Here is a 20485-nt window from a genome sequence, read left to right as displayed (position 1 = left end):
CGACATGCTCGCCAATCTCACCGGCTGGCACGGCCTCGCCGTGCTCGCCATCATCGTGCTCATCTTCGGCGCGTCCAAGCTGCCCACCCTCGCGAAGAGTGTCGGACAGTCGATGCGCATCCTCAAGACGGAGGTGCGAGAGCTCGATACGGAGGTGCCCGAGGCGCCCCCGGCGACCCCGGCGACCCCTCCGGAGGTCAGCACCGACGGTCACCCCAAGGGAGGAACGCCGAGCCAACCGCGAGGAGCGGACCCTGATCAGCGCTTCCCGGATGCCGCCAGCCGCTCCACGGCGAGCTTCAAGTAGGGGGCGGTCGCGCTGCCGTCGGCGGCCGCCACCTCCTGCGGAGTGCCCTGCGCGACGACCTCGCCGCCCTCGTCCCCCGCACCCGGCCCCATGTCGATCACCCAGTCCGCTCCGGCGACGACGCGCATGTCGTGCTCGACGAGGATGACGGTGTTCCCCAGATCGACGAGGTCGTGGAGATGCCCGAGGAGGCGATCGGAATCAGCGGGGTGCAGCCCGGAGGTCGGCTCGTCGAGCAGATAGAGAGTGTCGCCCTGCTGAGCCCGACGCAGCTCGGCAGCGAGCTTCACGCGCTGCGCCTCACCGCCCGAGAGCTCCGGCGCGGGCTGTCCGAGCGAGACGTAGCCGAGCCCGACATCGGTGAGCGCGTCCAGATGCTGGAGCACCTCCGCCCGACCGGCGAACTTCTCCCGTGCCTCGGTGACGCTCATCGCGAGCACGTCCGCGATCGACGACCCCTCGTACTCGATCTCCAGCGTCTCCGCGTTGTAGCGCTTCCCGCCGCAGGTCGAGCACGGCGCCTGCACCGTGGGCAGGAAGAGCAGCTCGACCTCCATCGTCCCCTCGCCCTTGCACGTCGGGCAGCGGCCACTGGGGAGGTTGAACGAGAATCGGCTCGCCGAGTACCTCCTGCGCTTCGCCTCATCCGTCGCCGCGAACAGGGAGCGGATGCGGTCGAACAGCCCCGTGTAGGTCGCGACGTTCGAGCGTGACGTGCGCCCGATCGGCGCCTGGCTGACCTGCACGATGCGCGTGAGCCGCTCGGCCGGTCCGATGGCTCGACCTCGCGTGGTCTCCGCCGCGACGGCGACCATGGGGTCTGCCCCATCCGGCTCCTCATCGGCGACGGCCTCGCCCAGCTCACTCGCCAGACTCGCGCGCAGCAGGTCGGGCAGCGCCTGGTTCACGAGCGTCGTCTTCCCCGAGCCCGAGACCCCCGTGACCGCGGTCAGGCAGCCGAGCGGGAACGCCACGGACAGTCCGCGGATGTTGTTGCGCACCACACCCTCGAGCGCCACCTGCTGCTCCCTGGGCCGAGCCTCACGCAGCTTCGGCTTGGGCGAATCCTCGCAGTCGAACAGGTAGCGGCGCGTCACCGATTCCTCGGCGGACCGCACCCCCTCGAGAGCGCCCGAGTAGACGATATGGCCGCCCGAAGCCCCTGCCCCCGGGCCAATGTCGACGATCCAGTCCGCCTCGCGGATCACGTCGAGCGAATGCTCGACGTAGAAGACCGTGTTGCCGCGATCACGAAGCCCGCGCAGGATCCGGAGAAGCGCCTCCGTGTCGGCAGGATGCAGACCCGCCGAGGGCTCATCGAGCACGAAAACGACACCGAAGAGCCCAGCGAGCAGCTGGTTGGCGAGACGAAGCCGCTGCAGCTCACCGCCGGAGAGCGTCCCCGTCTGCCGGTCGAGCGAGAGGTAGCCGAGCCCAAGGTCCGAGAGCGGCGCGAGTCGCGCGCACAGCTCACCAGCCAGCCGTCGCGCGGCGAGGTCCTGCTCCGGGGCAAGCGCCTCCCCCTCCCGCACCCAGCCGGGCTCGAGCACACGCTCCATCAGCACGGCCAGCTCGCGCAGCGGCATCGCCGCGAGCTGCGTGATGTCGAGCCCCTCGAACGTCACGGCGAGAGCCTCCGGCTTCAACCGTGTGCCCCGACACGACGGGCACTGCACGCTCTCCATGAACGCGGCCGCCTTCTCGCGCATCCGCTCGCTCTTCGAATTGGCGAAGGTATCGAGCACGTACCGCTTCACGCCGACGAACGTGCTCATGTACGAGGGCTCGTCGCCCGCCGCCACCGCAGCGCGAACCTGCGCGGGCGACCGGCCCGTGAACACCGGCACCTGCGGCTTCTCCGTCGTGCTCAGCAGCCACGACCGGCGCTCGCTGGGAACGTCGCGCCACGGGATGTCGATGTCGTAGCCGAGCGAGACGAGACTGTCCCGGAGCTGCTTGCCGTGCCACGCCGTCGGCCACGCGGCGATCGCCCCGTCGCGGATGCTCAGCGACGCATCCGGGATCATGAGCGACTCGGGCACCTCGTAGACGCGGCCGAGCCCGTGGCAGTTCGGGCACGCACCTTGCACGGTGTTCGCCGAGAAGTCCTCCGCGAGCAGCATCGGCGCACCCTCGGGATACACGCCGACCCTCGAGAACAGCATGCGCACGACATTCGCGATCGTCGACGTGCTCCCGACCGTCGAACGCGCGCTTCCGCCTCCGCGCTGCTGCGGGAGCGCGACCGCAGGTGGCAGGCCCTCGACCGAATCCACGTCGGGCGGTGAGACCTGGTTCATGAGGCGGCGTGCGTAGGGTGCGACCGACTCGAAGTACCGCCGCTGGGCCTCCGCGTACAGCGTGCCGAACGCGAGCGAGCTCTTCCCCGAACCCGAGACCCCCGTGAACGCGACGAGGGCATCCCGCGGGATATCGACGTCCACGCCGCGCAGATTGTGCTCACGGGCACCCCGAACGATGACTCGATCCGGCGGCCCTGCGGTCAACTGTCCCTCGGCGAAACCCATCGACACAGCATGCCGCCCGCGCTCCTCCCGAAACTGAACGCTTCAGGTAACGCAAGGTTACGCAGAGCTACGACACGACCACACCGAGTAGAAATGTCTCGTTGTCCGAACATATGACAGCTCCAAGCTGGACAAAGGAGTTCCCATGACCGACCAGACCACCACCACTCCCCGCACCATCGGCGTCGGCCTCATCAGCGTCGGCTGGATGGGCCGCCTCCACTCGCGCGCCTACCGGGCCGTCCCCGACCACTTCCCCGAGCTCGGCATCAAGACGCGGCTCGTCGTCGCCGCCGACCCCGTGCCGGAAGCCCGCTCACAGGCAGAGGAACGACTCGGCTTCGAGCGCACCGTCGCCGACTACCACGAAGTGCTCGCCGACCCAGAGGTCGACGTCGTCTCGATCTGCTCCCCCAACTTCCTGCACGCCGAGATGGCCATCGCGGCAGCCGAAGCCGGGAAGCCGTTCTGGATCGAGAAGCCCATGGGACGCTACGCGTCCGACTCACGGCGCATCGCATCCGCAGTGGATGCCGCCGGCATCGTCACGGCTGTCGGGTTCAACTACCGCAACGCACCGGCGATCGCGCACATGAAGCAGCTCATCGAGGATGGCGCCATCGGTCGCGTCACGAACGTGCGCGGCGCGCTCCTCGCCGACTACTCGTCCGACGCCCTCGCACCGCTCACGTGGCGCTTCGAGCGCGAGCGCGCCGGATCCGGCGTGCTCGGCGACCTGCTCTCGCACGGCCTCGACCTCGCCCAGCACGTCGTCGGCCGCATCGGCAGCGTCTCCGCGACCGCCGAGACCTTCATCACCGAGCGCCCAGCCCCGGGCACGGGCATCGTCGACCGCTCCGCCCCCGGAACCGGAGATCTGAAGCCCGTCGAGAACGAGGACTACGCCGCCCTGCTCATGCGCTTCGACAACGGTGCGATCGGCATCATGGACTCCAGTCGCATCATGCGCGGCCCCCGCGCCGAGTACGCCCTCGAGGTGTACGGCACCAACGGCTCACTGCGGTGGGACTTCCAGCGCCTCAACGAGCTCGAGGTCTGCCTCGACTCGTCGAACCCGTACGGCTACACGACCGTCTACATGTCCCCCGGCCACGGCGAATTCCACCGCTTCCAGCCAGGCGGCGGAACGGGTATGGGCTTCGACGACCTCAAGACCATCGAGGCGGCGCGGTTCCTGGAGAGCGTCGTCACGGGCAGGCAGGTCGCACCGTCGGTCGCCGACGGGCTCGTCGCCGCGCAGATCGTCGAGGCAGCTGAGGCGTCCATCGAGGACGGCCGCTGGCACGACGTGCCCGCCCGCGCGTAGCCGCCGACACCGCGCCTCCGACGACGAAGCTCCCGATTCCGGAGTCCCGGAGTCCCGGGTCCCGGGTCCCGAACCCCGAGAAAGTCTCGGAGCCCGCGAGGGTCTCGGGATGGGAAGGTCACTTCGTTGCGGGAACATCCCCAGCACCAAGTGACCTTCCCATCCCAAGACTCCGCGCCACGCGCCCGAGACCACATCCCCGCCCACGCGCAGCAGCCGCTGGCGCCCCCAGACTTCGACACCGCCGCCGACCGCCGACCGCCGACGCTGCCACCGCCGAGTCCAGGAACCCCAAATGTCCTGGAGCCCCCGAGTCCTGGGGTCCCGGAACTCCAAAGTCGCGGAGCCCGCAAGAATCTCAGGCTGGGAAAGTCACTTCGTTGCAGGAACATCCCCAGCACGAAGTGACTTCCCCAGCCCGAGACCTCACGGCACGCGCCCAGACCACATCCCCGCCCGAGGTCAGCCGCCAGCACGACGCCCCGACCCCGACACCGCCGCCGCCGAGCGCCGCCACCGACTGCCGACGCTGCCACCGCAGAGTCCAGGAACCCAAGTCCCTGGAGCCCCCGAGTCCCCGAGTCCCATAGTCCCGGGATCCCGGAGCCCCGGGGTCTCGGAGCCCTCGAAAGTCTCGGGATGGAGAAATCACTTCGTTGCTGGAACATCCCCAGCACAAAGTGACTTCCCCAGCCCGAGACTCCGCGCCACCCGCCCGGAATCGACGGAGGGCTGGCCGGGCGAACGCCGCGACCAGCCCTCTCGAGACGACTGCTAGAACGTTGCGGCGTCGATCACGAAGCGGTAGCGCACGTCCGACTTGAGAACGCGCTCGTAGGCCTCGTTGATCTGCGCGGCGTCGATGAGCTCGATCTCCGGCGCGATGTCGTGCTCGGCGCAGAAGTCGAGCATCTCCTGCGTCTCGCGGATGCTCCCGATCGTCGATCCTGCGAAGGAGCGGCGGTTGTTGAAGAGCGTGAACGCGCGCACGGGGATCGGCTCGGCCGGCGCACCGACGTAGACCATGGTGCCGTCGAGCGTCAGCAGGTTGAGGTACTGGTCGATCTCGAGGTTCGCGCTCACCGTGTTGATGATGAGGTCGAACGTGTTCCGCAGCTCCGAGAACGTGGCCTCGTCGCTCGTCGCGTAGTAGTGCTTCGCTCCGAAGCGCAGCCCGTCTTCCTGCTTGCTGAGGGTCTGCGAGAGCACGGTGACCTCGGCGCCCATGGCGACGGCGATCTTCACGGCCATGTGGCCGAGGCCGCCCATGCCGACGACGGCGACCTTCTTGCCGGGTCCTGCATTCCAGTGGGCAAGCGGGGAGTACGTCGTGACACCGGCGCAGAGCAGCGGGGCGGCCTTCTCGTACGGGATGCTCTCCGGCACGCTGAGCACGAAGTCGGCGTCGACGACGACGTTCGTCGCGTATCCGCCCTGCGTGATGCTGCCGTCGCGGTCCTTGCCGCCGTACGTCATGACGTTGCCGTTGGTGCAGTACTGCTCGGAGCCGGCCTTGCAGTTGTCGCACTCGCGGCACGAGTTGACCATGCAGCCCACGCCGACGCGGTCGCCGACCTTGTGCTTCGTGACGCCGGAGCCGACCTCGGCAACCGTGCCCACGATCTCGTGGCCGGGGGCGAGCGGGTAGGGAACCTGGCCCCATTCGCCGCGCACGGTGTGGATGTCGGAGTGGCAGATGCCCGAGTAGGCGATGTCGATGAGCACGTCGTTCGCGCCGACGTCGCGGCGCTCGATGGTGATGGACTCGAGCGGTTCGGTTGCTGAGGGGGCGGCGTAGGCCTTCGCGGTCGTCATTCGTGCTCCTTCGGGATGTGCGTGGAGGTCGTTCGCTCGCCTGCTCCGGTTCTCAGAGCAAGGCGGGACCGAGGAGACTCTATGCCTCACCCCCGACCGTCACTCTCCGCGAGCGTTCAGGTCACCGCGCTTGAGCGCGACGTTGGGGTGCGTCGGCCGCACCGTCTCGTCCGGCTGGGCTGGCGCCGCTGGCGCGTCTGGACCCTTCGCGGCGGCGCCCGTCACCGCATCCACGACCTCGTCGACCGAGACGATGCGCAGCATCCCGGTCTCGAGCCCGACGGCGACCTCGTCGGGGATGACGTACATGGCGCGTGTCTCAGGACCGGCGGTCGCGGTTCCTCGGAACTGTCGCTTCGACATGACCCTCGCCTCGCGCGGCGCCGCGCGACGACGCCGGAACTGCCGGGCGAGGAACCGCCCCAGGGTGACGCCGCCGGCGATGCCGATGCCGATGGAGCCCGCCTGCACGAGTCGCAGCACGCCGTCGTCCGAGGAGGAGCTCGACGTGATGTCGAGCATCCCCTGGTAGATGGCCAATCCTGGAAGCAGGGGCACCGTGCCGCAGACGGTGGTGATGGTGGCGGGGATGTGCAGCTTGCGTGAGAGGCCTTCGCCGAGGACGCCGATGATGAGGGCGGGCACGGCGGTCGCGACGAGCGGCTCTGTTCCGGCCGTCACGAGGATGTCGTAGCCGAGGTACGCGATTCCGCCGAACACCATGGCGACCAGGGCAGTGCGCACGGTTGCATAGGATGCGAGCGCCCACGCCGCGGCTGCGATGGCGGCGCCGACGACCTGCACGGCCGATGGCCAGGGCTGCACGGATCGCTCGACGAGGCGCAGGTCGATGCCGAGACCCCGCGCGACGTCGAGCACGATGGCGATGCCGACGATGAGGCCGAGCGTGAGCAGCACCACTTCGAGCAGCCGGCCCATCGCCGTGATGGGGAAGCCGTTGATGGCATCGTCCGCAGCGCCAACGAACGACATCCCGGCGAGGAGGACGACAAGCCCGGACGCGACGACAAGCGCCGGCGGGAGCGCAGCGAAGTCGACGGGCAGCACCGGACGCAACGCGAGCAGGCCAACGGCCACGCCCGTCGCGATCGCCGCTCCCGCGATCTGCAGGAAGAAGGCGGGAAGCCCCCAGCGGCCAAGCGCTTGGAGGACGAGGTCGACGATCACGGTCGTGGCCGCCGAGAGCAGGCAGACGAGCGGCCCGCCGCCGAGCAGGAAGCCGACACCGCCGGCCATGAGCGCGAGCCACACGGTGACCATCGACCGGCGGAAGCGCTGCGGGGCGACGAGGATCTCGTCGAGGCGCTGGTGGAACGACTCGAGCTGCTTCAGGGCCTCCTCCAGCTTTGCCGGGTCGTCGATCGTCTCGGCGACGTCGATGTCGTTGGGGTCGGCCGCGATCTCGCGCGACAGCTCCATGACCCGGGTGAGGCGGTCGTAGTCGGGGAGGCGGCTGTTGACGACGCGCAGCAGGCTGATGCCCGCGCCGTCGTTCGCGCCGTCGTGGACGACCAGGATCGACGTGAAGGTGAGGTCGATCTGGCAGTCGACGCCGAACGCCTTCGTGGTGCGGCGGATCGCATCCGTCACGTCCGTCGCGGAGGCACCGAGCGCGAGCATCGTCTCGCCGACCCGCACGGCCAGCTCGAGCACCTCGCGGATGCTGCGTTCGGCGAGCAGGGCACGCTGCGCGCGGCGCCCGATGGTCGTCGACGGGGTTTTCCCGCCGACCTTCCTGGCCAGGTTGTCGAAGAAGTTCTTACCGCGCACGGCCGGAGTCTAATTGCGCGGGAGGGGCCGCGTCAGCGTCCGGAGACGATGTGCACGAGGCCTCTCAGCGCCTCGCCGAGCGGCTCGACTTCGTCGGCGGTGTTGTGCGCGTGGAAGGACAGCCGCAAGTTACCGGCGCGGTTGGCGGCCATCACGTCGAGTCGCTCGAGCGTGTCCTTGATCTGCTTGCCTGCGCCCTCGACGGGGGCGAGCGCGAGGATCGCGGAGCGAGCATCCGGGAGTCCCGCCGCCGACGCAAACGTGGCGCTCACCTCGAGCGCGTGCGCTTCCAGTTCCGGCGCCCCCACGCCAAGGAGGAACTCGAGCGAGGCCTCGGTGCCGACCCATGCGTGCCAGGCGGGCGAGACGTCGAAGCGTCGCGCATCCGCTGCGAGCCGCAGCGGCAGCCCGTAGATGCTCGACCACGGGTCCTCACCTGCGTACCAGTTCGCGGCGAGCGGGCGGATGCTGTCGTGCAGTTCCGGGTCGAGCGTCAGGAAGGCGGTGCCTCGCGGGCACAGCAGCCACTTGTAGGCGGCGCACACGGTCGCGTCGAAACGGCTCGCGTCGACGTCGTTCCACCCGGCGGACTGCGTGAGGTCGATGAGGGTGCGCGCCCCGTGCTTGTTCGCCGCAGCTTCGATGGCATCGAGGTCGGCGAGGGCGCCCGTCGAGGACTGCACCGCCGAGACGACGACCCAGGCCGTGTCCGAGCCGATCTCCTCGGCGAGGGTGTGCACGGGCACCTCGCGCAGCCTGAGGCCACGGTCGGCGTGGGCCGCGAAAGGGAAGCTGACGCTCGTGAAGTCGTTCTCTGCGAAGAGCACCTCGGCGCCGTCCGGAACTGAGGCTGCGATGAGCCCGACGAGGGGCGAGACCTGGTTGCCGATCGCCACCCACGAGGTGGGCACGTGCACGAGCTCCGCGTAGAGCTGCCGCGATCGAACGACCGTGGGGTCGTAGTCGTTCGCCTGTCGGCGCCCCGCGCTCCAGCCTGCGATCTCCCGGGTGAGCGCATCCGTCGTCGCCTTCGGCGGCAGCCCCATCGACGCGGTGTTCAGGTAGAGGGGCTCTGCCGAGAAGGCGGCTGCGTGGATCCAGGACATGTCGCCAGGCTAGCGACCGGGGTTGGGGCGCGCCGAGCCGACGTCCGCAACTGGGGGCTGGCGCCTTCGGCCGCTCCCCAATAGTTTGATCGCATGACCGGCTTCCAGGCCCCGACACGGGCGTCTCCGGCCCCGTCTCCGTCACCACGACCGCTGAGAGCTGAGAGCTGAGAGCTGAGAGCTGGATCTTCGGCGCTGCCATCATCGAGCCAGCAACGACGTGAGATCGTGAGCACATGAAACTCGCCGAAGCGCTCCTGGAGCGCGCTGATCTGCAGAAGCGCGTCGAGTCGCTGCAAGCTCGCATCGTCGCGAACGCCTCCTATCAGGAGGGTGAGCAGCCGACCGAAGACGCCAGTGAGCTGCTCGAGGAGTGCGCGACTCGCCTCCTGCAGCTGGAGCGTCTCGTGACGTCGATCAACATCACCAACGCGACCGCGCCCACGGAAGATGGGCGCACGATCACGGCGCTGCTCGCGGCGCGGGAGACGCTGCGCACGCAGCACAGCATCCTGGTACGGGCAGCGGATGCGGCGGCCGGGTCGTGGGGACAGCGGCAGATGCGCAGCGAGCTGCGGCAGATGTCCGCCCTGCCGGTGCGTGACGTGCGAGCCAAGGCCGACGGGGTCGCGCAGGCGCTCCGCGAGCTGGACGTCGTCATCCAGCGCACGAACTGGGAGGTGGAGCTCCTCGAGGCGTAGCCGCCGACGGAGCGAACACGGGAAGACTGCGGCGGTGAGTCGGTAGGCGAACGGCGCGAGCACACACCGAGGGCTGGCGGTTTCCAGTCCACCTGTCGACGCGGTGGGCAGCGTCTCGGCTTCGGCCGTCACACCTCAGCCCAGCATCCCTCACCGGGAACCGTGCACGTAGGACACCTCATCACCATGTGCTGGCCGGACGCCGAGGGCGGGATCGGGGACCTCACCGCGCCAAGATGGCGGACCGCATCTTGCGAGTGCCCGCGGGGTTTGGCGGCGCCTCGTGCGCGCTACGCCTGCTCGCTCGGCAGCACCGATACGGCGAACCACTGCCCGTAGCCGTCCTGCGCGAAGGTGAGCGTCGATCCGCGGTCGATGATCGCCTCGTTGTGGGTTCCGCACATCGACACGTGCTGCGTATCGTAGGAAACACCGGGGCGCACCTTGCCGTCGATGACGGGCAGCAGCGCAACCGGGCCGTCGGTCGTCAGGCCCGGCAGGTCGCGGTCGCCGACGCGGAACAGCTCGCGGTCGATGCCCGAACTCGCAGCGAGCGCATCGACATCGCTGTACGGGCAGCCGAGCACAAACGCGCTCGCGTCCTCGGGGAGCAGCTCGTCGATCTCCATCGTGGCCGAGAGCTCGTTGACCGTGAGGTGATCGACCAGGCGCACAGGATCAGGGGTCGCGCAGGCAGACAGCGAGGTCACGGAGAGCACGCTGAGGGCGACGAAGGTCAGTGCTCGACGGGGGTGCACGTGAGCGACACTACTTGTTGGACCGGGTCTATCGCGTCATCCGAAGTGGTGAACTTCGTCATCCGAGAGATGGATGTGACGCATCCGTGGCCGTGCATGTGACTCCGGGCATCCGGACGGCGCCCGCCCTCCACGGCACCTCCCCGAGCCTAGGAGCGATCTACGGGGCGCGCGCCGACCCCGTGAGAGATGGGCGTGGGAAAGAAGTCGCGCGGCTCGAGGAGTTCCGCCCGGTGCGTGCCACAGCTCGCGCAGGCGCTGTAGATGATCGTGCCGAGCGACGTCGCGTGCCGGGATGCGGTGACCCACCCGTGCTCGACGCACGTCGACCCACTGTCGGCGACTGCTTGGGTGGGCGCCTGCACGGCGGTGGGGAGCGCGATGGGGCGCGTGGCGAAGTCATCTGCTGGCGTGAGTTTCTTCATGCCATCGAGCCTGGTGTAATAGCCTTATGCATCTCAACCCTTACGGTGAGTACGCCGTCGTCCTGGCCGCTTCACTGGCCAACGACTGGCCAGCGGACCGCCCCGCGCTCCTCGCTCGCACCCGAGAGCACGGGATGACCATGCCCTTTCCGCCAGAAGCCGAGGACCACGCGCGCACCCGAGCCGTGATCGACGAGTGGCTCGGAGTCGTGGATGCCCCGAGTGACGAACTGCGCGCCGAGGTCCTCAACACCCTCATGGCCTCGGCGACCGCCTATCCGCGCCTCACCAACCACGACAACGAAGGCTGGCACCTCCACTACCGCGACTGGAACATGTCGCTGCCGGACATACTGCTCGCCGTCATCACCGTCGGCACCGCCCTGCACCTCACGACGCGAGGCATGCACCGCCTCGGCCGGTGCGCGGCCGGCCTCGACGAGGGCGATGCGTGCCGCAACGTGGTCGTCGACGTCACCCGCAACGGGCGCCAACGGTACTGCTCGGTGCGCTGCGCCAACCGGGCCGCAGTCCGCCGGCACCGGGCTCGCGCGGCGCGGTGAGCGCATCCGCATCCTGCACGCTCCTCTCCCGGGGCACCTGCGAGATACCCGGATGCGCGTGATGGGTTTCCGCGACCGTGATGGGAAAAAACCCATGACCAGTCACCGAAACCCATCACGCCCAGCGCCAAAACCCATCAGGAACGCAGAAACCCCGCAAGCTCACCCGGCGCGAGCCGCACGCGCGCGACGCCGACGACCCGGAGCCGTCCCACCCAGGGCCGCGCCAGGCAGAGGTCATGCCGCCCAGGACCGTGCAGCCTAGGGCCGCGCCTGCTAGGACCGCGTCGCCTCGAGGCCGCGCTCGAGGTCGGCGAGGATGTCCTCGATCCCCTCGATGCCGATCGACAGGCGGATGAGTCCTGGAGTCACACCGGCCTCGTCACGCTGCTCCTGCGAGGAGCGCTTGAAGATCGTCGACTCCATGTGCAGCGCCAGCGATCGCACGTCGCCGATATGCGTCATGTGGCTGACCAAGTCGAGGGCCTCCACGAACTTGCGCGCCGCATCCGGGCCACCGGGAAGGTCGAACGAGACGACGGAGCCAGCACCGTCCGGCAGGTACTTCTGGGCGAGGGTGTGGTACTCGTTCGATGGCAGCCCCGAGTAGTCGACCGAGGCGACCTCGGGTCGAGCCTCCAGCCATTCGGCGACGCGCTGCGCGTTCGCGACGTGGCGCTCCATGCGCAACGAGAGCGTCTCGATGCCGTGCAGCAGCAGGAACGTGCTCGTCGGCGGCACCGTGGGTCCGTAGTCGAGAACCGTGACCGACTTCACGTAGCTCATGAACGTGTCGGCGCCGTAGCGCTCGATGAACGACGGGGCCCCCTCGAACGACCCCTTCGTGAAGTGCGGGAACCGCTCGGAGTTGGCAGCCCAGTCGAACTTCCCTGCGTCGACGATGACGCCGCCGATGACCGAGCCATGACCCGAGAGCCACTTCGAGGTGGAATGGATGACGATGTCGGCGCCCCACTCGATGGGGCGACAGAGGTAGGGGGTCGCGACCGTGTTGTCGACGATGAGCGGCACCCCGGCCTTGGCGGCTACACGCCCGAGCAGCTCGAGGTCGACGACGTCGTTCTTCGGGTTGGGGATCGACTCCGTGTACACGGCCCGAGTCTCGGGGCGGATGCGCGCGAGCCACTCCTCCTCGCTCGCATCCGCGCGGAGGAACTCGAAGTTCAGGCCCTGCCGGGTGAGGCTGCCGTCGAACAGCTGCCGGGTGCCCCCGTAGAGGCTCGCCGTCGAGAGGATGTGGTCACCGGAGGCGGCCAGCGAGAACAGGGTCATGGCGATGGCCGCCTGCCCGCTCGACACGACGAGCCCGTTCCGCCCGCCTTCAAGGTTCGCGATGCGCTTCCCCGCGACGACGTTCGTCGGGTTGTCGCCGCGCGAATAGGCGCGCCCGACGCTCTCTCCGGAGAATCGGGCCTCGGCCTCGTCGTAGGACGGGAAGACGTACCCGGCGCTCTGGTAGATCGGGGTCACGCGTGCGCCGACGTCGCTGTCGACGACCGCGCCGGCGTGGATCTGCCTGGTCGCAAAGGTCTGTTCGTTTCGCTCTTCAATGGCCACAGGGTCAACGTACGGAACTCGCGTCAGCTTGTGGAGCCGCGGCGAAACCTTTGGAAATACGCGAGGGGGCTCGAGCGTTTGCGTGGTTACGTTTCCCACATGCCCTCGCCGACAAGCAGCACCGAGACCACGAGGCGCTTCGACGCCGTCACCCGCGCGGAGCTGGCCCGCCCCGACAGCCGAAAGTGGAGCCTCAACGAGGGCACCATCGGCGCGTGGGTCGCGGAGATGGACTTCGGGACGGCGTCGAACGTGCGGCAGGCGATCCTCGGAGCCGTCGAGAAGGACGAGCTCGGCTACCTCGCCCCACCCACCTGGGCGCGCACGGCGACGGCCGCATCCGCGTTCTTCGAGCGACGCTACGGCTGGGCGGTGGAGCCCGAGCGCATCCACCACATCGCCGATGTCATGGGCGCCTTCGACGTGTTCGTCCGCCATTTCACGGCTCCGGACTCCCCGATCATCGTGCCGACGCCCGCGTACATGCCGTTCCTCGTGACCGACGCGTTGCAGGGGCGCGAGACGATCGAGGTGGCGGGAGTGATCGAAGACGAGCGCTGGACGCTCGACTTCGAGGGCATCGAGCGTGCCTTCGCGAACGGGCCGGCCAACGTGGTGCTCGTCAACCCGCATAACCCGACGGGCGCCGTCTACACGAGAGACGAGCTGCTCCGCCTCGCCGACATCGTCGAGCGCGGCGGCGGCCGCGTCTTCGCGGACGAGATCTGGGCGCCGCTCACCCTCGACGGGCCGCAGCACATCCCGTACGCGTCCGTCTCGGCCGAAGCGGCCCGCCACTCGGTGACCTCGACGGCGGCCTCGAAGGCGTGGAACGTCGCGGGCCTGAAGTCCGCGCAGATCATCTTCACCAACGACGACGACCTCGAGCACTACCGCACGTTCGGCTTCGGAGTCGTGTGGGGCTCGTCGATCCTGGGTGCGTTCGCCGCCGAGGCCGCGTACAGCGACAGCGACGGCTGGCTCGACGAGGTGAACGCGGCGCTCGTCGAGAACCGCGACCTGCTCTTCCGGCTGGTTGCCGAACTCCTGCCCGGCGTGCGCGCCATCGTGCCCGAATCGACCTACGTGGCCTGGCTCGACGTGTCAGCCCTCGGCATCGATGGCTCACCCGCGAAGTTCTTCCTCGACAACGCCGGCGTCACCCTGACCGCAGGCGCGTCCTGCGGGTCCGGTTTCGAACAGTACGTGCGCATCGTGTTCGCCACCCCGAAGCCGGTGATCGAGGAGATCATCCGGCGCATGGCCGACGCTCTCGCGACCCGCTAGGGCGCCCGCGCCTTCCCCAGGAAGCCGAAAGCCGGAAGCGGGAAGGCGGGCGGGCCGATCGCCTAGTTCTGCTCGGCGATGCGTTCGTGGTGGCGGATCACCTCGGCGATGACGAAGTTGATGAACGTCTCCGCGAACTCGGGGTCGAGGTGCGCCTCCTCCGCGAGCTGGCGAAGGCGGAGGATCTGGCGTCGCTCACGGTCGGGATCTGCGGGTGGCAGGCCGTGCTCCGCCTTCAGCTCGCCGACGAGGGTCGTGAATTTGAAGCGCTCGGCGAGCATGTGCACCAGCGCGGCATCGATGTTGTCGATGCTGCCGCGAATCGAGGTCAGCCGGCGCAGCGCTGCGTCGTCCGACGTGTGCTGGACCTGCACGTCGCGAGCGGATGCGGGGGACTCGACGCCATCGACGTGCTCGTTCCTGACTGCGGGGGCTTCGCTCGATGAGGACATGCCAGGAGCCTAGCGCTGGCTCCGTGTCGCGAGAAATACGCGCCAGGCGTGGCTCGGGACCGATACTCCCCGCCACCGTCCCAGGATTGAAGATTGTCAACAATCGACAGCCGGGCTAGCCTGGACACATGTCGAACCCCACCGAGCCTGCCGAGGGCCACCGCCACGACGGCGATCAGCCGGCGCACGACCACGACGGCGGCGAGGCCTTCAGCCCGACGCATCCGTGCGTCGAACGCTCCTCCGAGCTCCACGAGGACCACGGGCACAGCCACGGGCTCGGTGACCACACGACGGCCACGGGCAAGCACCGCAAGAAGCTCATCATCGTCCTCGCCATCACGGCGAGCGTCTTCCTCGTGCAGATCGTCGGAGCCTTCGCCTCGAACTCGCTCTCCCTGCTCGCCGACGCCGGCCACATGCTCACGGACGCGGCCGGCGTCACCGTCGCGCTCCTCGCCAGCTACGTGGCGACACTCCCCGCATCCTCCCGCCGCACCTTCGGCTTCCAGCGAGCGGAGGTACTGGCGGCACTCATCAACGGACTCATCCTCGGCGTCATCGCCGTCACGATCTTCATCGAGGCGATCCGCCGATTCGGGCAGGAGGTCGAGGTCGAGTCCGGCATCATGCTCGCCGCGGCGGTCATCGGCGCCGTCGCGAACCTCGTCTCGCTCCTCGTGCTGCGATCGGGCCAGAAGGAGAGCCTCAACGTGCGCGGCGCGTACCTTGAGGTCCTCGGCGATCTCCTCGGCTCGGTGGCCGTCATCATCGCGGCCATCGTCATCTGGGTGACGGGGTGGATGGTCGCCGACCAGATCGCGTCGATCCTCATCGCCGTCCTCATCTTCCCGAGGGCCATCAGCCTGCTCCGCGAGGTCGTGGACGTGCTCATGGAAGCCACCCCGAAGAACGTCGACCTCGACGCGACTCGCAGGCACCTCCGGTCCGTGCCTGGGGTCGTGGATGTGCACGACGTGCACGCGTGGACCATCACTTCCGGCGTCCCCATGTTCTCCGCTCACGTCGTCGTCGCCCCGGAGACGCTCGACGAGCGGGGCCTCGACGCGGTGCTGTGCGAGCTCGACGCGTGCCTCAAGGAGCATTTCGAGACGAGCCACAGCACCTTCCAGGTCGAGCCGGCCACCCATGTCGACCACGCGGCCCACTCGGGCCAGCTCCACAGCTGAGGACGCACCCCATGAGCGCAGCAGCCACGCTTGGCCTCCAGAGCCAGCAGACCTCGGCGATCATCGCCGACCATCTCCGAGAGCAGGTCATCGACGGCTCGTTCGCGCCAGGTGCGCAACTGAACGAGGCGCGCATCGCCGCTGACTACGAGGTCTCGCGCGGGCCGGTCCGTGAGGCCCTGCAGCGACTCGTCCAGGAGGGCCTGCTCGAGAGCCGCCGCAATCGTGGCGTCTTCGTCCGCGAGCTCACCGACGAGGACGCCGCGGAGATCTTCGCGGCCAGGGAGGTGCTCGAGTGCGCGGCCGCCGCTGTCATCGCGGCCAAGCCCTCCGCCGAGCGGGCGAGCATCGCCTCAGCCCTGTCCTCCGTCGTGGCGGAGCTGCACGAGGCCGCCGATGCCGGCGACGAGGTCCGAGCACTCCGCCTCGACCACGCCTTCCACCGGAGATTCGTGGAGAGCGCAGGCAACTCGCGCCTCTCCCGGGCGTACTCGACCATCGCGACCGAGTCGCTCATCTGCACCTCGCACGCAGTCGGCGCGCACCCCGCGCTCGGTGACTTCAGCACCCACCACGAAGAACTGGTGCGCCTCACCGAGCAGGGCGACATCGAGGGCATCCATGAGGCCGTGCACCGGCACCTCACGCCACGCACCGCCTGAACGAGCGCAGCCTGACCAGCGCGCGAGCTCGAGGCACAGCGACGAAGAACGCATGCCCTGAGGGCATGCGTTCCTCGCACGTTCAGCGTTCCGGGCCGCCGAATGGGAACCCGGAAGGCCGGTTTTCTAGCTGCTGAGGCCGTCCAGCACAGCTGCCGTTCCGGAGAGGCCGAGGCGTGAGGCGCCGGCTTCGACCATGGCAAGCGCATCCGCCGTCGAGCGGATACCGCCGGACGCCTTCACGCCGAGCCGTTCGCCAACGGTGGCGCGCATGAGCGCGACGGCATGGGTGGATGCTCCACCAGCGGCAGAGAAGCCCGTCGACGTCTTCACGTAGTCGGCCCCCGCAGCCTCGGAAGCCTGGCAGGCCGCGACGATCTCGTCGTCGGTCAGCGCTGCGGACTCGATGATGACCTTGAGGAGTGCGGAAGGGGCTGCCTCTCGGACCGCGGCGACGTCCGCCTGCACGAGGTCGGCCCGGCCAGCCTTGAGCATGCCGATGTCGATGACCATGTCGAGCTCGTCGGCACCGTCGGCGACGGCCCTCGCCGCCTCTGCGGCCTTGATCGCAGAGTGGTGCTTCCCAGAGGGGAACCCGACGACGGTCGCGATCTTCACCTCGCCCGGATCTCCCTGCACGGGGAGCATGTTGGGCGAGACGCAGATGGAGAACGCCTTCAGGGCCTTGGCCTCCTCGAGGAGGGCTGCCACCTGTCCCGGGGTCGCGTCGGTCTTCAGCAGCGTGTGGTCGACGATGCCCGCGAGCTCGGCTCGCGTGACCCGGTCATCCGGATGCGACTGTTCGTTCAACTCCGTCATCAGCTGACGACGTTGATCTGCACGTCGACGTTGCCGCGGGTGGCGTGCGAGTAGGGGCAGATGTCTTCGTGCGCGATGCGAGCGACCTCTTGGGTCTCCTCGCTCGACAGGTTCGGCGCGTAGACGTCGTGGACCACCGAGAGCTCGAAGCCAGTGGGCTCGCGCTTGCCGATTCCCACCGAGGTGGAGACGGCGGCGTCCTTCGTGTCCTTGCCGAGCTGCTTTCCTGCGGCGTGGAAGGCGCCAAGGAAGCAGGCCGAGTATCCGGCGGCGAAGAGCTCTTCAGGGTTGGTGCCCTCTCCGCTGCCACCCATCTCCTTCGGGGGACGCGTGTCGAGATCGATGCGGTCGTCTTCCGAACGCACGTGGCCGTCGCGGCCACCACCGGAAGCGTGGGCAATTGCGGTGTACACAGGAGTCGTCATGGGTCCATGGAACCACGTCTGCTCACGGACACGCTGAGGCGAGCTCCTCGATCTCTTTCAGCGGGCTGATCTTCCGTCGAGTGGACCCGCCTCGCCCACCAGCGCCGCCCCGGCCTCGACGCGCGCACGCAGCTGCTCGCGCACTGCCGGCCACTCAGACTCGATGACGGAGAAGCGGACCGTGTCTCGCCAGGTGCCGTCCGCGCGGACCTGGTGCCGCCGCAGCACCCCCTCCCGGGATGCGCCCAGTTTGGCGACCGCCGCCTGCGAACGTTCGTTGCGGTTGTCGACACTGAACTCGACTCGCCCGAAGCCCACCCCGAAGAGGTGTTCGAGGAGCACCAGCTTCGTGGCCGGGTTCACGACAGTCCCCCACACGGCTGGCGCGTAGGCGGTCCACCCGATCTCCGCCGACTCCCTGGCCAGGTCGACGCGACCGATCGACGTCGTGCCGACGGCGCGCCCGTGCTGCGGCCCGCCGTTGACTCTGACGACGTAGGTGCAGCCGCTCCGAGGCCCCGGTGTGTAGTTCTCCACCCAGTCACCCCAGTCTCGACGGTCGGGCATCCCAGCTGGACCCCCACCCCATCCGGAGGCGAACACCTCTGGCACGCAGAGGACATCGCCGAGTTCCGACCAGCCTGCCGCGCTCGCCGGCTGGAGAGAGACCTGGCGGCCTTCGAGTGCCTGTGCGGGATCGAGATGCATAGCCTCATGAAACACGATCCGAGCACACCGATCGACACCGACGCATCCAGCACCGTGAGGTGCGACGCAGGTTCGAGGACAGCGGCACGGAATGCCGATTCCGTTTTCGCTGGCTGGATCGGCCGTTCGCGTTCCCGGCGAATTCCCAGATCCGACGTCGATTCGCGAGCACACCGACCAGAAGGCATGTGGACGATGCGAATGGACTAAACGGTTCATTAGCGACCCCCGATGCGCGCGTTCATCCGCCACCGCCGTGTTAGCTTCGTTCATGTGGTGAGCGAAATGAGCACCGTCCGGGCAACCTCACGGAAGTGAAGCCGTCTTCGGCGGCACAGTCACCACATCCGTGAGGCCTCGAGCTGCGGTTCGAGATGCGAAACGGAACAGAGAGCAACCAAATACTCCCCTCGCCGGCGCGTAACGCCGGGTTCGAGAAACTGCAGCCCGAATCAACTCGGGTGGGCGTCATCGGGGGACGACGCCCAACTGCACTCCTCACCTGGCGACCGCGGCAGGGGACGATGGGCACCAATCTCGGGGGAGATTGGTGCCCATCACTGCATGCACGGCCCGCGACGGGCACCTGAGGTCAAGACGCCCGGTACCTGCCCGGCCGGTGGTTGAGCATGATGATGAGGCTCAGCACCCCGGCCCCGAGTGCCGAGATGAGCACCTGCGACGGGTCGAGGACGGTGAAGGAGGCAAGCACCACCAGCAGGTCGAGTGCCAGCAGCACGTAGCCGGCCCGCACGCCGAACTTCTCCTGCGCGACGAGTGCGACGACGGTGAATCCGCCGAGGCTCGAGTTGTGTCTGAACAGGATGAGCAGCCCGACGCCGCACAGGACGTTGCCGAGCACCGCCGCGTAGACGGAAGGCAGCTCGAGAGGCCCCACCCCCGCGATGGATGCGTGCAGCGAGGTCAACACGGAGACGAGCGCGATCGAGACGAGACTCCTCACGACGAACCGCCAGCCCTTGCCTCGAGCTGCGAGCGCGAAGAACGGCAGGTTCACGACGACGAAGATGACCCCGAACGGAACGGGCAGCACGTACCCGAGCAGCAGCGCCAGGCCGGCGGTCCCGCCCGTGACGAGGCCGCCCGACTTGAGGAGGAAGAGCCCGAACGAGATGACCAGCACTCCGACGGCGAGGCCGGCGATGTCGTCGAGAGCACGGTGGCGTGGAGGCGCGACGAGTTCAGGCATGCGCAGAGCATGTCGTCCGCGGGTAGTCTGCGCAAGACAAGCTCCGCAGGCTGCGCAGTTTGCACGCCTCGCGCACCGGAGGAGGATATTTGCCCAATCATCGCGGCTTCGACGCCCTTGACGCCCGCATCATCCGCACGCTCGACCGACTCCCCGGCGCCTCCGTGCTCGCCCTCTCGAGAGAGCTCGGCGTCGCCCGGAACACCGTGCACGCTCGCCTCTCGAGGCTCGCCGACGAGGGGATGCTCTCGCCGGAGAGCACCCGCCTCAGCGCCGCCGCCCTCGGCTATCCGCTGACGGCCTTCGTCGCGCTCTCCCTCAGCCAGAACGCCGCCGACGAGGCCTACGAGCGACTCGGCGAGATGGCCCAGGTCGTGGAGGTGCACTCGACGACCGGCGATGCCGACCTGCTGGTGCGTGTCGTCGCGAAGGACACCAGCGACCTGCATCGAGTGACGCGCGCCATGCTCGAGCTGCCCGGGGTCACCCGGACGAGCACGACCGTCTCGCTCTCCGAGGTCGTGCCGTACCGGCTCTCCCTCATCCTCGACGACCTCGCAGAGGGCTAATCCGGGCTGACTCGTCCTGCTTGCTGGCTAGTCCTGCTTCGTGGAGAAGGCCGAGTCGAACGCCGCCTCCGATGGGCGATACGTCGAGAGCTTGCGCACGAACCCCAACGCCTCGGGAGCACCCACGAGACGGTCCATGCCCGCGTCCTCCCACTCCACCGACAACGGACCCTCGTAGCCGATCGCGTTCAACATGCGGAAGCAGTCCTCCCACGGCACGTCCCCGTGCCCGGTCGAGATGAAGTCCCAACCCCGCCGCGGGTC

General features: G+C 68.6%; 21 protein-coding genes. 8 read left to right on the top strand and 13 right to left on the bottom strand.

All coding sequences use genetic code 11. The features are described from left to right. Nucleotides 1-4 precede the first annotated feature (4 nt). The gene (locus C5E10_RS13915; RefSeq protein ID WP_104332158.1) at nt 5-307 is read left to right on the top strand and encodes a twin-arginine translocase TatA/TatE family subunit; all 303 of its coding nucleotides are present in this window, start codon (nt 5-7) and stop codon (nt 305-307) included. Here the strand turns inward: C5E10_RS13915 and C5E10_RS13910 are convergent. After that, nucleotides 259-2835, bottom strand: coding sequence for an excinuclease ABC subunit UvrA (locus tag C5E10_RS13910; protein ID WP_104332157.1), 2577 nt, complete (start codon nt 2833-2835; stop codon nt 259-261). The two genes, C5E10_RS13915 and C5E10_RS13910, sit on opposite strands and share 49 nt — an antisense overlap. 145 nt (nt 2836-2980) lie before the next feature. On the opposite strand from C5E10_RS13910, the gene C5E10_RS13905 reads away from it, so the two are divergent. Then, entirely contained in the window at nt 2981-4162 is a 1182-nt protein-coding gene (locus C5E10_RS13905) for a Gfo/Idh/MocA family protein (protein ID WP_104332156.1), read from the top strand. Between the two features lie 774 nt (nt 4163-4936). On the opposite strand, the gene C5E10_RS13900 is transcribed toward C5E10_RS13905, so the two are convergent. From C5E10_RS13900 to C5E10_RS13890, 3 genes are all read right to left on the bottom strand, one after another. Continuing rightward, nucleotides 4937-5977: an NAD(P)-dependent alcohol dehydrogenase gene (locus C5E10_RS13900; RefSeq protein ID WP_104332155.1), complete on the bottom strand. Its 1041-nt coding sequence runs from the start codon at nt 5975-5977 to the stop codon at nt 4937-4939. Between the two features lie 99 nt (nt 5978-6076). Next, nucleotides 6077-7768, bottom strand: a complete 1692-nt coding sequence (locus tag C5E10_RS13895; RefSeq protein ID WP_104332154.1) for a threonine/serine exporter ThrE family protein — start codon at nt 7766-7768, stop codon at nt 6077-6079. 32 nt (nt 7769-7800) lie between these two features. After that, nucleotides 7801-8874 carry an aminotransferase class V-fold PLP-dependent enzyme gene (locus C5E10_RS13890; protein ID WP_104332153.1) on the bottom strand — a complete coding sequence of 358 codons (1074 nt, stop codon included), beginning with the start codon at nt 8872-8874 and terminating at the stop codon, nt 7801-7803. 236 nt (nt 8875-9110) lie between these two features. Between C5E10_RS13890 and C5E10_RS13885 the strand changes: the two genes are divergently transcribed. Continuing rightward, on the top strand, nt 9111-9575 hold the full coding sequence (locus tag C5E10_RS13885) for a DIP1984 family protein (protein ID WP_104240099.1): 465 nt from the start codon (nt 9111-9113) through the stop codon (nt 9573-9575). Between the two features lie 290 nt (nt 9576-9865). On the opposite strand, the gene C5E10_RS13880 is transcribed toward C5E10_RS13885, so the two are convergent. Together C5E10_RS13880 and C5E10_RS13875 are read right to left on the bottom strand one after the other, a co-directional pair. After that, on the bottom strand, nt 9866-10333 hold the full coding sequence (locus tag C5E10_RS13880) for a hypothetical protein (RefSeq protein WP_104332152.1): 468 nt from the start codon (nt 10331-10333) through the stop codon (nt 9866-9868). Between the two features lie 149 nt (nt 10334-10482). Beyond that, nucleotides 10483-10758 carry a hypothetical protein gene (locus C5E10_RS13875; protein ID WP_104332151.1) on the bottom strand — a complete coding sequence of 92 codons (276 nt, stop codon included), beginning with the start codon at nt 10756-10758 and terminating at the stop codon, nt 10483-10485. Between the two features lie 26 nt (nt 10759-10784). On the opposite strand from C5E10_RS13875, the gene C5E10_RS13870 reads away from it, so the two are divergent. Beyond that, on the top strand, nt 10785-11321 hold the full coding sequence (locus C5E10_RS13870) for a CGNR zinc finger domain-containing protein (protein WP_104332150.1): 537 nt from the start codon (nt 10785-10787) through the stop codon (nt 11319-11321). Between the two features lie 276 nt (nt 11322-11597). On the opposite strand, the gene C5E10_RS13865 is transcribed toward C5E10_RS13870, so the two are convergent. Further along, nucleotides 11598-12899: an O-acetylhomoserine aminocarboxypropyltransferase/cysteine synthase family protein gene (locus C5E10_RS13865; RefSeq protein ID WP_258071144.1), complete on the bottom strand. Its 1302-nt coding sequence runs from the start codon at nt 12897-12899 to the stop codon at nt 11598-11600. Between the two features lie 99 nt (nt 12900-12998). Between C5E10_RS13865 and C5E10_RS13860 the strand changes: the two genes are divergently transcribed. Further along, nucleotides 12999-14186, top strand: coding sequence for a MalY/PatB family protein (locus C5E10_RS13860; RefSeq protein WP_104332149.1), 1188 nt, complete (start codon nt 12999-13001; stop codon nt 14184-14186). Between the two features lie 62 nt (nt 14187-14248). Here the strand turns inward: C5E10_RS13860 and C5E10_RS13855 are convergent, their stop codons facing one another. After that, nucleotides 14249-14638: a chorismate mutase gene (locus tag C5E10_RS13855; protein ID WP_104332148.1), complete on the bottom strand. Its 390-nt coding sequence runs from the start codon at nt 14636-14638 to the stop codon at nt 14249-14251. 128 nt (nt 14639-14766) lie between these two features. On the opposite strand from C5E10_RS13855, the gene C5E10_RS13850 reads away from it, so the two are divergent. Next, the gene (locus C5E10_RS13850) at nt 14767-15828 is read left to right on the top strand and encodes a cation diffusion facilitator family transporter (protein WP_104332147.1); all 1062 of its coding nucleotides are present in this window, start codon (nt 14767-14769) and stop codon (nt 15826-15828) included. Nucleotides 15829-15839: 11 nt separating this feature from the next. After that, nucleotides 15840-16490, top strand: coding sequence for a GntR family transcriptional regulator (locus C5E10_RS13845; protein ID WP_104332146.1), 651 nt, complete (start codon nt 15840-15842; stop codon nt 16488-16490). Nucleotides 16491-16616: 126 nt separating this feature from the next. On the opposite strand, the gene deoC is transcribed toward C5E10_RS13845, so the two are convergent. The 4 genes from deoC to C5E10_RS13825 form a co-directional block, all read right to left on the bottom strand. After that, nucleotides 16617-17309 (bottom strand): deoxyribose-phosphate aldolase, encoded by a 693-nt coding sequence (deoC, locus tag C5E10_RS13840; protein ID WP_104332145.1) that lies wholly within the window; start codon nt 17307-17309, stop codon nt 16617-16619. Next, entirely contained in the window at nt 17309-17734 is a 426-nt protein-coding gene (locus tag C5E10_RS13835) for an organic hydroperoxide resistance protein (protein ID WP_104298057.1), read from the bottom strand. Before C5E10_RS13835 ends, deoC begins: the two co-directional genes overlap by 1 nt. 57 nt (nt 17735-17791) lie before the next feature. Then, the gene (locus tag C5E10_RS13830; protein WP_181062778.1) at nt 17792-18442 is read right to left on the bottom strand and encodes a GNAT family N-acetyltransferase; all 651 of its coding nucleotides are present in this window, start codon (nt 18440-18442) and stop codon (nt 17792-17794) included. Nucleotides 18443-19034: 592 nt separating this feature from the next. Continuing rightward, nucleotides 19035-19652, bottom strand: coding sequence for a YitT family protein (locus C5E10_RS13825; protein WP_104332143.1), 618 nt, complete (start codon nt 19650-19652; stop codon nt 19035-19037). Between the two features lie 89 nt (nt 19653-19741). Here C5E10_RS13825 and C5E10_RS13820 point away from each other — a divergent pair, with 89 nt between their 5' ends. Then, the gene (locus C5E10_RS13820) at nt 19742-20221 is read left to right on the top strand and encodes an Lrp/AsnC family transcriptional regulator (RefSeq protein WP_104332142.1); all 480 of its coding nucleotides are present in this window, start codon (nt 19742-19744) and stop codon (nt 20219-20221) included. A gap of 27 nt (nt 20222-20248) precedes the next feature. Here C5E10_RS13820 and C5E10_RS13815 read toward each other — a convergent pair. Further along, a partial coding sequence (locus C5E10_RS13815; RefSeq protein ID WP_219820373.1) for a sugar phosphate isomerase/epimerase occupies nt 20249-20485 on the bottom strand: 237 nt, incomplete at its 5' end.

This window comes from Pseudoclavibacter sp. RFBG4, assembly GCF_002931515.1.
Lineage (GTDB): Bacteria > Actinomycetota > Actinomycetes > Actinomycetales > Microbacteriaceae > Pseudoclavibacter.
Note: the sequence above shows the minus strand (reverse complement) of the source record. Positions and strands in the feature narration are given on the sequence as shown.